General features: G+C 38.6%; 15 protein-coding genes. 2 read left to right on the top strand and 13 right to left on the bottom strand.

Annotation, left to right across the window (positions count from 1 at the left end):
- Positions 1-348: 348 nt before the first annotated feature.
- Entirely contained in the window at positions 349-1,749 is a 1,401-nt protein-coding gene (locus AC1Q59_RS00160; RefSeq protein ID WP_492363741.1) for a VWA domain-containing protein, read from the bottom strand.
- A gap of 188 nt (positions 1,750-1,937) precedes the next feature.
- On the opposite strand from AC1Q59_RS00160, the gene AC1Q59_RS00155 reads away from it, so the two are divergent.
- A complete protein-coding gene (locus AC1Q59_RS00155) occupies positions 1,938-2,558 on the top strand; it encodes a DUF3298 and DUF4163 domain-containing protein (RefSeq protein WP_492363740.1) in 621 nt (206 codons plus the stop codon).
- Positions 2,559-2,647: 89 nt separating this feature from the next.
- On the opposite strand, the gene AC1Q59_RS00150 is transcribed toward AC1Q59_RS00155, so the two are convergent.
- Genes AC1Q59_RS00150 through AC1Q59_RS00130 form a run of 5 tightly spaced genes read right to left on the bottom strand, consistent with a single transcriptional unit; the run spans position 2,648 to position 8,055 of the window.
- Positions 2,648-3,310 carry a DNA alkylation repair protein gene (locus AC1Q59_RS00150; protein WP_492363739.1) on the bottom strand — a complete coding sequence of 221 codons (663 nt, stop codon included), beginning with the start codon at positions 3,308-3,310 and terminating at the stop codon, positions 2,648-2,650.
- Positions 3,307-4,107: a nucleotidyltransferase domain-containing protein gene (locus AC1Q59_RS00145; RefSeq protein WP_492363738.1), complete on the bottom strand. Its 801-nt coding sequence runs from the start codon at positions 4,105-4,107 to the stop codon at positions 3,307-3,309. Before AC1Q59_RS00145 ends, AC1Q59_RS00150 begins: the two co-directional genes overlap by 4 nt.
- Positions 4,108-4,120: 13 nt before the next feature.
- Positions 4,121-4,663, bottom strand: coding sequence for a class I SAM-dependent methyltransferase (locus tag AC1Q59_RS00140; protein WP_492363737.1), 543 nt, complete (start codon positions 4,661-4,663; stop codon positions 4,121-4,123).
- 15 nt (positions 4,664-4,678) lie between these two features.
- Positions 4,679-5,653, bottom strand: coding sequence for an MBL fold metallo-hydrolase (locus AC1Q59_RS00135; protein WP_492363736.1), 975 nt, complete (start codon positions 5,651-5,653; stop codon positions 4,679-4,681).
- A 20-nt stretch (positions 5,654-5,673) separates the two neighbouring features.
- Positions 5,674-8,055 carry a polyprenyl synthetase family protein gene (locus AC1Q59_RS00130; RefSeq protein WP_492363735.1) on the bottom strand — a complete coding sequence of 794 codons (2,382 nt, stop codon included), beginning with the start codon at positions 8,053-8,055 and terminating at the stop codon, positions 5,674-5,676.
- 223 nt (positions 8,056-8,278) lie between these two features.
- Between AC1Q59_RS00130 and AC1Q59_RS00125 the strand changes: the two genes are divergently transcribed.
- Positions 8,279-8,683, top strand: a complete 405-nt coding sequence (locus AC1Q59_RS00125) for a cytochrome-c oxidase (protein WP_492363734.1) — start codon at positions 8,279-8,281, stop codon at positions 8,681-8,683.
- A gap of 133 nt (positions 8,684-8,816) precedes the next feature.
- On the opposite strand, the gene AC1Q59_RS00120 is transcribed toward AC1Q59_RS00125, so the two are convergent.
- From AC1Q59_RS00120 to AC1Q59_RS00090, 7 genes are all read right to left on the bottom strand, one after another.
- On the bottom strand, positions 8,817-9,353 hold the full coding sequence (locus tag AC1Q59_RS00120) for a CueP family metal-binding protein (protein ID WP_492363733.1): 537 nt from the start codon (positions 9,351-9,353) through the stop codon (positions 8,817-8,819).
- A 96-nt stretch (positions 9,354-9,449) separates the two neighbouring features.
- Positions 9,450-10,424 carry a glycerophosphodiester phosphodiesterase family protein gene (locus AC1Q59_RS00115; protein ID WP_492363732.1) on the bottom strand — a complete coding sequence of 325 codons (975 nt, stop codon included), beginning with the start codon at positions 10,422-10,424 and terminating at the stop codon, positions 9,450-9,452.
- A gap of 83 nt (positions 10,425-10,507) precedes the next feature.
- Positions 10,508-10,885 carry a DUF2085 domain-containing protein gene (locus AC1Q59_RS00110; protein ID WP_492363731.1) on the bottom strand — a complete coding sequence of 126 codons (378 nt, stop codon included), beginning with the start codon at positions 10,883-10,885 and terminating at the stop codon, positions 10,508-10,510.
- A gap of 362 nt (positions 10,886-11,247) precedes the next feature.
- A complete protein-coding gene (locus AC1Q59_RS00105) occupies positions 11,248-12,408 on the bottom strand; it encodes an SEC-C metal-binding domain-containing protein (protein ID WP_492363730.1) in 1,161 nt (386 codons plus the stop codon).
- Between the two features lie 67 nt (positions 12,409-12,475).
- Positions 12,476-13,141 carry a peptidylprolyl isomerase gene (locus tag AC1Q59_RS00100; RefSeq protein ID WP_492363729.1) on the bottom strand — a complete coding sequence of 222 codons (666 nt, stop codon included), beginning with the start codon at positions 13,139-13,141 and terminating at the stop codon, positions 12,476-12,478.
- 111 nt (positions 13,142-13,252) lie between these two features.
- Positions 13,253-13,426, bottom strand: a complete 174-nt coding sequence (locus AC1Q59_RS00095) for a DUF6954 family protein (RefSeq protein WP_492363728.1) — start codon at positions 13,424-13,426, stop codon at positions 13,253-13,255.
- A 60-nt stretch (positions 13,427-13,486) separates the two neighbouring features.
- Positions 13,487-13,702: a DUF2187 family protein gene (locus tag AC1Q59_RS00090; RefSeq protein ID WP_492363727.1), complete on the bottom strand. Its 216-nt coding sequence runs from the start codon at positions 13,700-13,702 to the stop codon at positions 13,487-13,489.
- Positions 13,703-13,962: the final 260 nt, after the last annotated feature.

Raw genomic sequence — 13,962 nt, 5'->3', positions numbered from 1 at the left:
TTCTGTTCTTTTGTTCATTTATAACAAACTATATGTTCATAAATGTTAATATAGGTCTATTTTAATAAATAATTTTTAAAGCGTGAGAATGTGGGAAATGATGCTTTTGTTTGGGTGGATACGCAATGTTTTTGAGTGGGAGTTCTCTTATGGGATGTTAGTGACGCAAATTTTTTAGGTGCCTGTGAAATGGGAACTAACATTTAATGTTAGTGACGCAAATTTACATTCCGACCATAAATCGGGAACTAACATTCAAAATAAACTGCAATCAATTCTCCTTAATCCACACAAAAAAAACGGTCACCAACATTTGCAGTGACCGTTCATTTATTAGATTCATAGTTTTCAAGAGTGTTTCTCTTTGTTTTCTTCTTTCTTCTCCCTAATGAAGTTTTCATATCGTTCTTTAAGTTCTTTGCGGATGTTATTTTTTCGGTCAAATTCCTGGTTAAAGTATTCCTTTACGCTGTCATGGCGTGTGCTTACAAGATTTCTGTACTCATCGGCTGCTGCATTGTCTTTGAATTTTCCTAATTCGTTTAAATCATACCTGAGTGAGTTTAGAAGATTCTTTTCACCAAGAGAGGCAAAATAGATGTCATTTTTATAGCCAAGCATATCAAAATAAATATCGTTGCTTTGACCGAGAACATCGAAATAACGGTCGTTGCCCCATGCTAGCCACTCCCAGTAAAGGCGGGTGTGTTCTTTCTTTAAATAATCCTTTAAATCGCTCTCTGTATATACTGTTTTGTAGACACCACCGCCTGCTTCGGCAACAGCTTTTAGCTGGGCCTGGCCCTCATTATCCACATCAAATCCAATAATGTTCACTTCAGCTTTAATATCTGATGAATTCAGAGCTTTTGCTGCTTCAACCGGATTGCCATCGCATGTTTCAATCCCGTCGCTCACAACATAAACAACATTACGGATATGTTCACCTTTTTGACCTTCCAGATCTTTCCGTGCTTCCTCAATAGCTCCCGCCAGCGGTGTCCAGCCAGAAGGCTGAAACTTATTCAGCGCAGCGTCAAATTTGCCATCATCATAAGCTCCCAGCGGATAGACAACCTCATGGCTTTTGCATGACAGCTCTTTATCGGAATTGCTTCCAGAACCTTTATGGCCATATACACGGAGCATGACATTTGATCCTTCTGGAAGATCGGAGGCATAGCTTTTGATGGCTTCTTTTGCCAGCTTCATTTTCTGGCCCCCGCTTACATTGGCCTTCATGCTTCCGCTGGCATCTAGTAAAATGGCAACATTGACAGTCTCTGTTTCCGGAAGTTCTATTGTGCTATCAGGTGTAGAAGAGTCAAATTTAATGACAGGATCCACTTCTTCAAACAGCCTTGCAGGTTCTTCGATATCGGCAGCCACTAACGGAATCAGCAGATTGTAGGCCTTTTCCCCGGTTAGGTTATTTGGAAAAGCCTTTATTTCCTCCATCAATTGATTTTTTGCGGTATCATTTTTGTTAATTTCATCAATGTCGTATTTCCCTTTTTCCCTCACGATATCATGGACATTATGTACAGCTGCAGGAGGAATATCAGCTTTTGTGGCTTCCTTTTGTTCATTTTTAACCTCTTTTTCTGCTGACGATCCATCCTTTTCTGCCTTTTCTTCCGTTGCCGGCGTCTTAGGCGCTTCTTTTTCACCAGCTGTCTTTTCCTCATTTCCACAAGCGGACAGTAAAAGGGACAGAACAGTCAGACAAATCATGGCATATTTTTTCATCTTTTCTCCTTTTCACCCCAAAAATGTTATTTCTACCCATATTTACGTACAAATGAAGCGATAGTTCCTAGGACTTACGAACTTACTTTTTCACACAAATCTAAGGACAAATAACCAAAGATAAGTACGACGGTTACACCAACTCCTGATTGATGAATAAGATAGGGAAAAACTAAAGGGTGAATATAATGCCTGTTTCTTTGCCGCTTCATATTGAGACAAGGAAAATTAACAGCGGAAAGGATAAGATTGTATATTATCCAGTTGTGACCCATATGAAAAATCAACAACTGCAAGAAATGATCAACCAGTCGATTGTTAAGGAAACACAGGGACTAATAGACGTGCAGGCTGGGAATATGCCGACAAATGTGGTGGAAATGATCGGTTCATTTGAAATCAAAAATAATCAGCGTGACGTGCTAAGCCTCTCTCTTTCCAATTATGCCTACCACTATCATGCTGCACACGGAATGACCTATATTAAATCCTTAACCTTTGATTTAAAAAAGAGAAAGCAATGTGAATTGAAAAACTTGTTTAAACCGGGGAGCAGCTACGTAGAAAAGCTTTCGGATCTGATCAGCAAACAGATTGTTTTGCGGGATGTGCCTATTTTGAATAGCTTTTCCAAAATCAAGCCGGACCAGGACTTCTACATTGCCGACAAATCCCTGGTCATCTACTTTCAGCTTTATGAAATTACCCCATATGCTTTTGGTTTCCCAATGTTTCCAATCTCCGTATATGAAATTCAGGATATTATCAATGAGGATGGACCACTTGGAAGGATGGCGGAGAATAATTAACGCTTTAAACCAATGGGGGTTAGTCCCCCATCGGTTTAAAGCGTTACAGCATTGGGGGACAGGCCCCCAATGCTGTAATGCGCTAATGCTTATATGTATTTACTTCCCTCTCTCACGCTTAGTTTCGCCAGGGTGTGATTTTCGATGAAATTCTTTACTGACTCTGGGTTGGTCTTTGAGTATTCTCTAAGTGCCCAGCCAATGGCTTTTTGGATGAAGAATTCTTTGCTGTCTGCGTTTGCAAGGATGTATTTGTATAATAGATTTTCGTCTGTTTCACTTTTATATTTTAGTTGAAAAAGAATAGCGGATCTCCTAAGCCAAAGGTGATCTCCCGCTGACCAGTCATCTATGGTTTCTGCAATCACCGATGGAGTTTCTTTTGCGATTTTTCCAATCATATGCGGGGCAATGACATCAACCGAATCCCACCAGGATTTGGTGATGATCAGCTCTTCCATAAATGGAAGATGATCAATATTTATTTTCTTCAGGCATTTTTTCATGTAGTCAAGTGCGGCATATTGGTATTCTCTTTCAGCTTTTTCCCAAAGTTTCTCAACGAATTCTACGTTAAATGAGTTCTTTAGAATACTGGTTTCTGTAAAAAATCTGCTCAAGAGCTCCCGTCTTAAAGGCATTTTGATCCCAAGAAAAGGAAAGTGGTTTTTCATATATTTTTGCATCGGCAAAGCATTGTCTTTATTTCGATTTGTCTCGAATAAATAAGTTATTAATTCAATTTCCTTCATTCCATACTCCTTTCCCATACCTCTGCCAGCGTATCTCTAAAAAGCTTGTTTAGCTCCTCGGTTGAATCGTACATGTTTTTATTAGATTTTTTCTCAGAAGATTCAATATGACTTAATTCCTGTTGGAAAAATGAATGCAGAATTTCCAAATCTAACTCGACTTTACGATAATTTTTTTTAAGCTCAATTAGAGTCTTAATAGTGTCTTTAATATTCCCATCAGCCAGAAGCTGCTCGGTCAAGCTCTGCAGTTCCACTTCAGGAAAGTTATGATGCTGTTCAATCCATTTCGCGGCTAATAACGGCCGGATGACATTTATGTATTTTTTAACATTCACTGCTGAACTTTTTACACAGTCGCGGAAATTGCCTTTTGCCATATTAAAATAATGATGTAAACAGGTATCAGGTGAAAATACCTTTTTTTCAAGCTGACGCATTCGCTCGACAGCAGAAAAATATTCAGCATAAACCATACTGGAATGGAGCCATTCCAAAAGGGACGGGTTTGACTTTCGAAATAATCGAAGTGCTTTTGTCAGCTCCCATCCGCTAAGATCCAGCTTCTCATTTACAGGTATGGATACTGGATCCCTATTCGGAATTTCAATCACATCTCTTTTTTGATCAATGGATAAATACCAATTTTTCCGATGCACATATATGAACCGCACATCGTAATCACTATCCTTTGAGGCAATCCCCCACGCACGGCTTCCTGCTTCACAGGCAAAAAGAACCTTTACCCCGTATTCAATTTCAACTTGTTTGATGATCTGCAGAATATGTTCTTTCAAGAATATCCCTCATTTATAGCTTTCGGCAAAAGATCGTCTGCCTTCCTTCCCGTTCCTTTTCCTCAAAGTAAAGAATGTCCCAATGGGCAAACTCGTCTAACAATTCATTAGTGCGCAGCTTATAATGATCAGAAATACCATTTTTTTGATGCTGGCTGTACGTTTCCATGAAAAAATAGCCGCCCTTTTTTAAAAAATCCTTTATAACAGAAAATAATGAACGGTCTAAATAATAGGTCATGACGACCAAATCAAAATTTTGATCTTGCGAGGCACTTATAGTCAGGTCACCCACCCGTGCATCAATAGAAAGATTATTTCTCAGCGAGTATTGATTTAAAAAATTAATAGCAACATCCGAAATATCAATTGCCGTCACCTGATAGTTTTTCCGTGCAAGATATACACTGTTTCCCCCGAGACCGCAGGCAATATCAAGTGCCTTACCGCCGGAAAAATAATTCGTCAACTGCTGTAGTCTAGGATTGACTGGAGGCTCACTCACTTGTTTAATCCGTTCGATATATTTCGTATTCCATTTGAGTCTGCTATCCATACCATTCACCCAACGTTAGTTTGTATCCTTAACAGGAGAATAATGCCATATTCCATCAATAAGCGTTTTTTGAATTTTCCCTTGATATTCCAGATAATCCAAGTGTCCAATCACTTCAGACATGACTAGAGAAAATTGCTTGAGATAGGTGTCTTTATAATAAGTCTGAGCGATATCAGCTGCAATCGGTACGCCGCCGGCAATTAAATCAAGAAACCGCTGGCCTTTTCTTTCAATTCCCTGAAGCCGCATCCTAAATACCCGTTCTGGATCATCTATTATTTTTCCGTGTCCTGAAAAGACAAGGTCTGCATGTAATTCCGAACCTTTTTTAATAGATTGATAGTGATCCTTTAGCGTCATCATTCGTCGGCCGCTTTCATCGGGTTCGACTAAAGCATTACTGGAAATATGCTCGATTAACAGATCTCCAGCAAAGAGCCATTTGCAGTCTTTGTCATAAAATGCCACCTGATCCGGCGCATGGCCGGGTACATGAATAACTTCAAAATCAAGCATAATGTTCTCTTCTATACTCGTAATTTCAGAGTTAATCTTGTTGTGACGCTTTTTCTCCATTGACTCTCTCAAATAGGATGCTTGCTTTTCCCCCTGTTCACCGCAGCCCATTTCCTTGTAAAGCTCGGAAAAAAACGCGATTCTCATATTCAAAAAGGCCTCATCTCTTTTTAAGCGAGGGATAGACAGCGGATGAGCATATACCGGAACGGGATTTAGCCGTATAATTCTGTTGACCAGGCCGATATGGTCAATATGGTGATGGGTTAATAGAATAGCCGTGAGATCATGAACAGCTAACCCCCTTCTCTGCAGCGTTTCCACAAGGGCATTCCAGCATTGGTCTGTATTATAACCAGCATCAATCAAGACCAGTGACTTTCCTTTTTGAAATAAATAAAAATTGACACTTTTTAATGAAGATTCGTGTTCAACGATAATCGGTATGACTTCACAATTATTATTCCTCATTTCAACCAAACCTTTCTTTTCTAGCGGTCACGATTGACCATATAGGTTAATAACACTTTTAGAAATGCTGTCTTGCTTGGGATGTCCTGCAGTGCCTCCATTCCAAGGCAATAGTGCTCCCACATCGCTTTTTTCGCTTCCTCCAAACCGAGGATGGAAACATAAGTTGATTTATTGTTTTCAGCATCTATCCCAACAGGTTTGCCTGTTAGCGCTATGTCTCCTTCCACATCAAGCAAGTCATCTTTTATCTGAAAAGCAATGCCCGCATGATAGGCAAAGGTTTTCAAACGATTGATTTGCTTCTCCTCTTTATTGGCTAGAATCGCAGGCATCACTATTGAGGCTTCAAAGGCGATGCCCGTTTTATAGAAGGACATTGAATGTAATTGATCGAGTGTTAAAGGATCATTTCTCGAATCGAGATCCATTGCCTGTCCTTTACACATCGCCATGATGGTTTGCGCGGAATATTGCACAAGCCTGAGTACGCTTTTTTCCTCAAATTGATCAAGAAATGTTTGTTCCTCAATCGCTTTTTGTGTAAGAAAAAGTCCAGTTAATTCAGCAATCGCCGTGTTATAGGCCATATGCACGGTTGGACGCCCGCGACGGACGCTGGCATCGTCCTGTGATGGGAGGTCGTCGAAAATAAGTGAAGCCGTATGCATGTATTCTAGAGATTTTAATAGCGGGATGACAGCATTTTTATCCATTCCAAACTCATGAACCCCCATCACCCATGCGACAATCGGCCTTAAACGTTTTCCTGAACCATCCAGGCTATAATTTGCAGCACCAGTAATTAAATCTTTTAAAGGGCTGTTGTCCTTTTGAGAAATGGTTAAAAATCCGTTAATTTCATTTCTCAAGGATTTAACCATATGTGAAAACTCTTCCTGATCTTCCCGTTCCTTTTTAATAGAACTAATCATTTGATCCCGCAGGAGTTTATCGAAGAAATCAATATGATCAGCTTTTGCTGCAGTGTTTTGAAGAAGCTGATGGAAGTGTGCATTTTCCAAGGCGAACAACTTTATAAAATCCTTATATTTCTTGTTTCCAGCCCGTTCTTTAAAACGTTTCAGTCCATTAATGGCCCGATCCAAAATTAAAGCACACGTTTTTGCATCCGAATGATAGACATGATGAATTAAATAATGAATAACCGTCCAATACATTTCAAAAGGATTGATTAGATCGGGGCGTTTCTCATGATATTTTAAGTAGTATGTGTATGGTGTAACAGCACCATTTCTTAAGTCTTCAAATATATCTGCCATATCATCAGCGAGCTGATTGTAGATTCCATAATAAAACGTCCGGTCCTCTGCACCTTTATCCTCTGGAGAATTAATAATTGAGCGGACAATCGACCGGGACGAAAAGGATTTTAGAATGATAGGAACATAAAGATCCTCATTTGAATAGGTATCATTCGCAAGATCTTTTAAGCGGTCCAGCTCCTGTGAATGAAAAAATATATAGGATTCCTCCAAGAAGGCTGTTAATTTTTCCTGCGGCTGATGCTGTTTAATATATTGAAAGGCTTCGCGCAGTTCTGTATGAACATAAGTGACGAGCTCTTGATTGGCTCCCTGCCATAAGCCTATTTCCTTTACCTTTCCAGTAACAAGAGTTGTTCGGATGATATTAGAATATTGTTCTTTTTCCTTGGCAGACAGCACATTGGCATCAAGCAGATCATCGATAAATGGATAAGTAAGCCCGTATGCATAGCCAAGTCTGATTGCTCTATCTAGCCTTCGCATTCTTTCTTCAGGTAATATTTCCTCACCCATCATTTCGATCTCATGCATTAAAATACCTGCAATAATTTTTATCAGTTTTCTTTGGGCATGTTCAGCATTCATTCCATCCGGTATATGAGCAGACACGGTCTTTAATTTACCAAAAAGCCAGATCATGGCCGATTCAATGTGATTGTTTTGCGCCATTCGGTATAGATTTGAAAAGCTGAATAGGTGCGATGCCTCCCCTTTTTTAGCTGATGCAGTTTGCGTTAAATAATTTTTCAAACTGGCAGCTGTCCGCTGAATTCTTCTCTGAGTATCCGGAGAATCCAATGCTTTGCCTAAATCCCTCATAAAAATATAGGAAATGCTTCGATCGAGATAATCCTCCAATTTGCCTGTGCGATTAAGCCAATTTATATAACGATAAAAACTGTGAGAAGGAGGTTTCTTATTATCCCGGGATAATAAAGAAAAGATGGAATGGTGAAGAGTATGGGCTTTCTTCCACTCATGCAGATCTTTTGTCAAGGATGACACAAAGGATTGCTGTTTAAGCTGCTCAATAAGCTGCCTAAAGTATTGCCTTGCTCTTTGCTCCGCTTCCTGATAACTTTCATCAGCCCGAATATTGTAACCGATCCTCATACGAACACGACCTTTTTTAAGCAGGGTTTTAAAAATATATGAATAGATGTGTTAAAAATAACCTATTGGTGCAGACGTTTATTATATCGTATTTCAAGAGAAAAAAGCCCTTATAAAAGCACGAAAATTGCAAAAAATTATATACACATTAGTTATTTTGTTTTATTATTAAATGGGTAAAATATCCTATTTTTACAAATCATACAGAAAGGAGTTTGAATAAATGGGTGCTCGTTTTATAAAGATTGCTGGGGTTTATTTTTTTATAGCGGTCATTTTAGGTCTTGTGATGGGAATTATACATAATTTTTCCTTTACTTCTGTTCATGCCCATTTAAATCTTTTGGGCTGGGTTTCAATGGCAATTTTCGGACTTATTTACTCCGTCTATCCAAGGGCTGGCCAAACGAAGTTAGCTGGCGCTCACTTTTGGCTTCATAATATAGGTCTTCCAGTCATGCAAGGGTCCTTATTTATGCAGATATTAACTGGAAATACGGCTATGACAATTGGAACGATTATTGGTTCGCTTTTGGTAGTTGCAGGTGTCCTCTTATTTGTGATTAATCTGTTTAATCACATTAACGAAAACCACTCGATTGCAAAAAATAAAGATATCTCTATGTAATTATAAGTAGTCCGCCTAAAATATAGACCTAGGGGGACTGCTATACTGACCTTTTATTCAAATTTAGGATATAAAAATACCCCTTAAATGTTAGGATCGTGCTTACATTTAAGGGGTATTTCAGCTTGGTGCTTTAAGTTAATTTCATGGTTGTAATGCAGGTTGCATCATTATCAAAAGTAGAAATTTCTGATTCTGATACTTTATCTCCGTGCTTAACCTTTATTTGATAGGTTTTATCGCGCGGAAGCCATAAGTCAAAAAATCCATTTGCCTGAGATTTCACTTTTTCATCCAAAACAACATTGCCATCCGTATCTTCGATGTAAACATCAAACTCTTCTTCAGCTAATTCACCTTGACAACCTGTCAAGCTATGATTCGTTCAAGGATGAGTTTGGTCAACGTAAGGAGCAATTGAAACAAAAAAGTCTTCGTCAGAAAGGTCATAGGTTAACTCGTTTCCATCTGCTTTTTTAACGATTAGCTCCTGTGAAGTAATGGAAGCACTTTCATCCGTTACATTACCAACACTGTAATCTTTAACTAGTTCTTTTACATTTACATTGTCATTATCTATTACAGACGCCTCATCATTAGAGTCAGCTTGTCCACAGCCCGCTAACGCAATCGAAAGCATTGATATGGCCAGAAATCCTTTTAACTTCATTATGATTTCACCACCTTGTTCCCTTTTATAATCTATTACATTATACAATGTTTTTTGCCGGCCACGCTGAAGTTCATATATTCGACACAAAAAAGATTATTCTTCTTTTACCATTTGACCAATGAGATCAATCCTATTTGTCCAAATACCTCCATCATACTTTTTAGAAATGCGCTGCAGGTCTTGCTGATCATCGAATCCCTCTGACCAGCCTCCATCCCCAGCCACAAGGATGACTTTTGTATTGGCCTTCTCCATACGATCAACAAACCTGCCTGGGAAGCCCCAGAGAAATGGTGCATATTTTTCCGGAATATGCAATTGTGTATTTTCGCATGAAGATGGCACATATCCTGTCCAGCCGACCGTTAAATAAGGAATCAAACAGCTTTTCATTGTTTCTACTGACATCACCCGCATTTCTGGCAAGTTTTCTTTTAATGACGCGATTGGCTCATTACCGCCGTACACACTTAAGTTTCTGGGCCTGCTATCTCCCTGCATGGATAGATAATCCGCAAGTTTTTCTCCTTCTAACGGATCATTGCTTTTAATATGTATTAACAAAGACTGTTCTGGGAAATGCTCCAACACCTCATTAAGTGTTGGCATGAGTCCAGCACCCTTACCTCGCAATGGATAAGTTTTCCCGCTATCGGCTGTGTAGCCATAGCCTATATCTAGTAGTTTTAATTCCTCCATTGTGTGTTCTCTTGTAACTCCTGTGCCATTCGTTCTGCAATCCAATGTCCAATCGTGGAAAACGGCAAATTCTCCATCGAGAGTCGGCTGTACGTCCAATTCAACAATATCTGCCCCTGCCTTAAAGGCTGCCTCCATGGAGGGAATGGTATTTTCTATATAAGTGTGCTGCGGCTTGAAAATTTTTTCCGCTGTACAGGTATCCCCAGTAATACCCTCCATCGGAAAAGTTTGCGCGACTCCGCGATGCGCTAACAGGAATGGCTTTTTTTGATCACTGCTGATAAAGATGGAAGAGTTATTTAGATAAATAAACACGATTAATAAAAGGATAAAAGTCAAAACCCTTTTGCCTATGCGTCTAAACATGTGTCACCTATTTTCTTTGTTTAGTGTTTTGGCGGAATTGGATATGGAAGTGTGAAACTCCAAAGCATTGCTTTGGAGTTTCTTTAAGAGATGAGAGTAATAATCCAATGGCTGATGCTTACAATCAAAATACTCTGACCAAATCCGCAAAGTATTCCTGTTGTCATTCTAAGAATATTGTTGCTTTCACGGAAATGCATTTTCTGCGTCCAGCCATCAGCTGCCATTGGGATATTAAGCAGGATTCCAAGCCAAATCGGTAAATATAGCATGAAAATCAGCAAAAAAGGAAATAACAGGTAACCAACAAGGATTCCAGTACATCTTGCACATAACGGGAGTGAACGGCCATAAATCGTAACGGATCGGTCCTTTCTTCGATGACAAGGGACAATGGCAGTTAGTTTTTCAAGGCCAATTACAATCCGGTCCACAATCACAATCTGTATCCGGGCAATCACAATCAGGTGTACAATCCCATTTATTTTTGCCTTTTTTCCTATATCTATAGTAGTAAATTATAAATAATAATATGAGTACTCCCAATATAATTGCTATCACGCCAATTAGGGTTTTCCCGCTTATAATGAAGGAAATCCCAACGATCAAACAAATAATTAAAACAGACAATAGCAGAAAAAACAACGAAAAATCACCTTTTTCTTTATGAAATAACTGTTAAACTATGACCTTTAATTTGTGCTCCTAGCTCAACTCTTTCAGAAAACTCCTTTTTCTCTCATTCTAACAGATTTCATTAGTATCATTTACATAAAATAGAAAAAAACTTCCTAGCTTCTAGGAAGTTTTTTTCTATAAGGACCTATTTCCCGCAGCACTTTTTATATTTTTTGCCGCTTCCGCATAGACATGGATCATTTCTGCCAACTTTCTTTTTTGCATGAAAGTCAATAACATTTGCAGCGCTTTTTCTTTTGGCAGATAGCCCTGATGGACAGTGGCCTTTTAACATACGCTGCGGAGTATTATTTAATAGCTCCACCGTGTGATCCATCGCCACTTTCACATCATCAAAGGTATCAAAAATAATATTTCGGCTGATTGTATCAAACACCTCTTTATGCGGGGCGCCCATTCTTGTCAGGTAAGCACACTCTTCTGTAAGATCTTCTGCTTCCTCTCTAGTAAGATCGTAGGTATTTGTAAGAAAGGTAACAAATTTTAAAAAGCTTGTATTCTTATCAATAAAATCAATATCTCCAGCCGCGAGCAATTGTTTTTTAGTAAATGGATAAAACTCAAGTTCGGCGCGCATCTCATGCTCTTTTTTAATCTCATCCGGATCTTCTGCATCGATATCTGAAAAAACTTCTTGATCAATCATCATATTTTCATAGTATTTAACTGCTTCGATTATAATCGAATAAAATTCAGTTCTATCTGGAATAATCGTATACTTCTCAAGCAGCTCAAATAGTTCATCACTGCGTAGAGAGCCATAATAATATAACATTCCGTGGGTTAGTTTAACCCATTCTGTATTTCGTTTAATAATAGGAAGAATTTCACTGTTATTTTCATACTGTTCCAATTTAGGAAGAAGATCTTGCGGAATAACAAGCACTTTTTCCTTTTTATACATTCCGGTGAAAATGAATCCGGTAGTTCTTAAATATTCTATTTGATTCATTTCTAAGAACGGCAGCGGAAGTACACCATTATTCCTGATTAATTGTGTTAGCAAATGATAGCGATCTTCATCAAATGTATGAATAATATTATTTATGAAATGAGGGATTTCTTCTGTAAGCAAGTCTGCCAAATCTGCTTTTTTTAATCCACTCGCGTTTTTTACCTGAAGCTGTTTACGGATGTCATCGAGTTCCGTTTTCGTTAGTGCCGATAGTATATCCTGAAGGCTCATTGGCAGAGAAATCTCTTTAAAAGTCTTTTGAGTCCATTTTTCAAAATAATCATCTTTTGTTGTTTCTTCTTTCGTGTTTACCATTTCAATTTTTGCCATTTTTACACCCTTCGTTTTATATCAATTTTTTCCATAAAAAAGCACCTAGACAGTTAGGCGCTAATTTTTATTCAACCTCTGGCTTTGGATAGTCATAGCCCTTCGTATCAACGGTGACCGTTTTCATTTTCTGATCTTGCAATGGCTTGTCCATTCCGTCACGTTCAACCGAGACAATTTCATCAACCGTTTCCATACCTTCAATTACTTTTCCAAATCCCGCATAATCTCCGTCTAGATGAGGCGCTTCTGCAACCATGATGAAGAATTGTGAACCAGCTGAATTCGGTTCGTTTGTCCGTGCCATGGAAATGACACCGCGATCGTGTTTCACTGTATTTGCTTTAAAGCCGTTTGACTGAAATTCACCTTTAATCGCGTATCCAGGACCTCCTGAGCCGTTTCCTTCTGGATCTCCGCCCTGAATCATAAAATCAGGGATTACCCGATGGAATGTCAGCCCATCATAAAAGCCATCTTCAATTAAAGAAATAAAGTTAGCTACCGTATTAGGGGCCGCTTCCGGAAATAGTTCAAGAACGATATTTTTCCCATTTTCCATGGTTATCGTCACAATTGGACGTTCCTTCACATCGGCGGGGTACCCTGTTTTTTCACTGTCTGTGCCACCTGCTGTATTGGATTCTTTCTCCTGTGTTCCGCATCCTGATAAAATCATAACTGCAGCTGTTACAGATAAAAGAAAATAAAAAGCTTTTTTATGTAATCGCATGGCAGAAAACCCTCCCTTCCAATTAACTTTTTTATTTTAACATAGAATACAATAATATTCAGTGGGGGTAAAAGAACTGAAAAAAACAATCCATTATATACCAGCTGCAATTCATTTCCTCCACCTTATATACAGCATAATTACAACAAGATACAAGAGAATAACAACAACCAAGGTGAACAATCGTTCCTGCACTGTTCCGTCTGCGAGAAGTACAGGTCCTAGTCCAAAAAAGGTTATGGCAAGAAGCAGTACCACAAATAGTAAATTAATCATCCATTTCATTGTAAAAAGCCTCCATATGCGAAAATAATCCACCTGAATTAAGGTGGATTATTCTATGTGTTACTTCTTAATTTTATATCGCTGATGGTTGACCACTGTCAGAATAGGTTCCTCTTTTTTTGAATTGTAGCCTATTTCAACAATAACTGAATTATCTCTTACGACGTTCACCTTGCCTGTTTTACCCTTTTCTACACCGCCAGTGATTAAGATTTCATCGCCAACCTCTGCTTTTTTTATTTTGCGCTCTTCTTTTACAGCACTCTGTTCTGCCATATCATCCTAGCTCCTTTGCTGTTTTTGTCTTTTTTTAGTATCTCCATGGTTTCATTAATAAAAACGGTAAAAGATGACACCCATAATTTCTTTTATTAAAATGGACCTATATTTATCACCGAAAAACCATAATAATATTATGTAAACTAATGTTCAGGAGGCACTATAAATGCAATACTTTTATTGTACAGTTGATTTCGATTAAATGCAAAATCATTTCTGGCTCCCCCACTTCCATTGAGCACGCGAAGATGATTTAG

The organism is Cytobacillus sp. MT66 (genome assembly GCF_058792595.1).
This window is presented reverse-complemented; position numbering and strand designations above follow the sequence as displayed.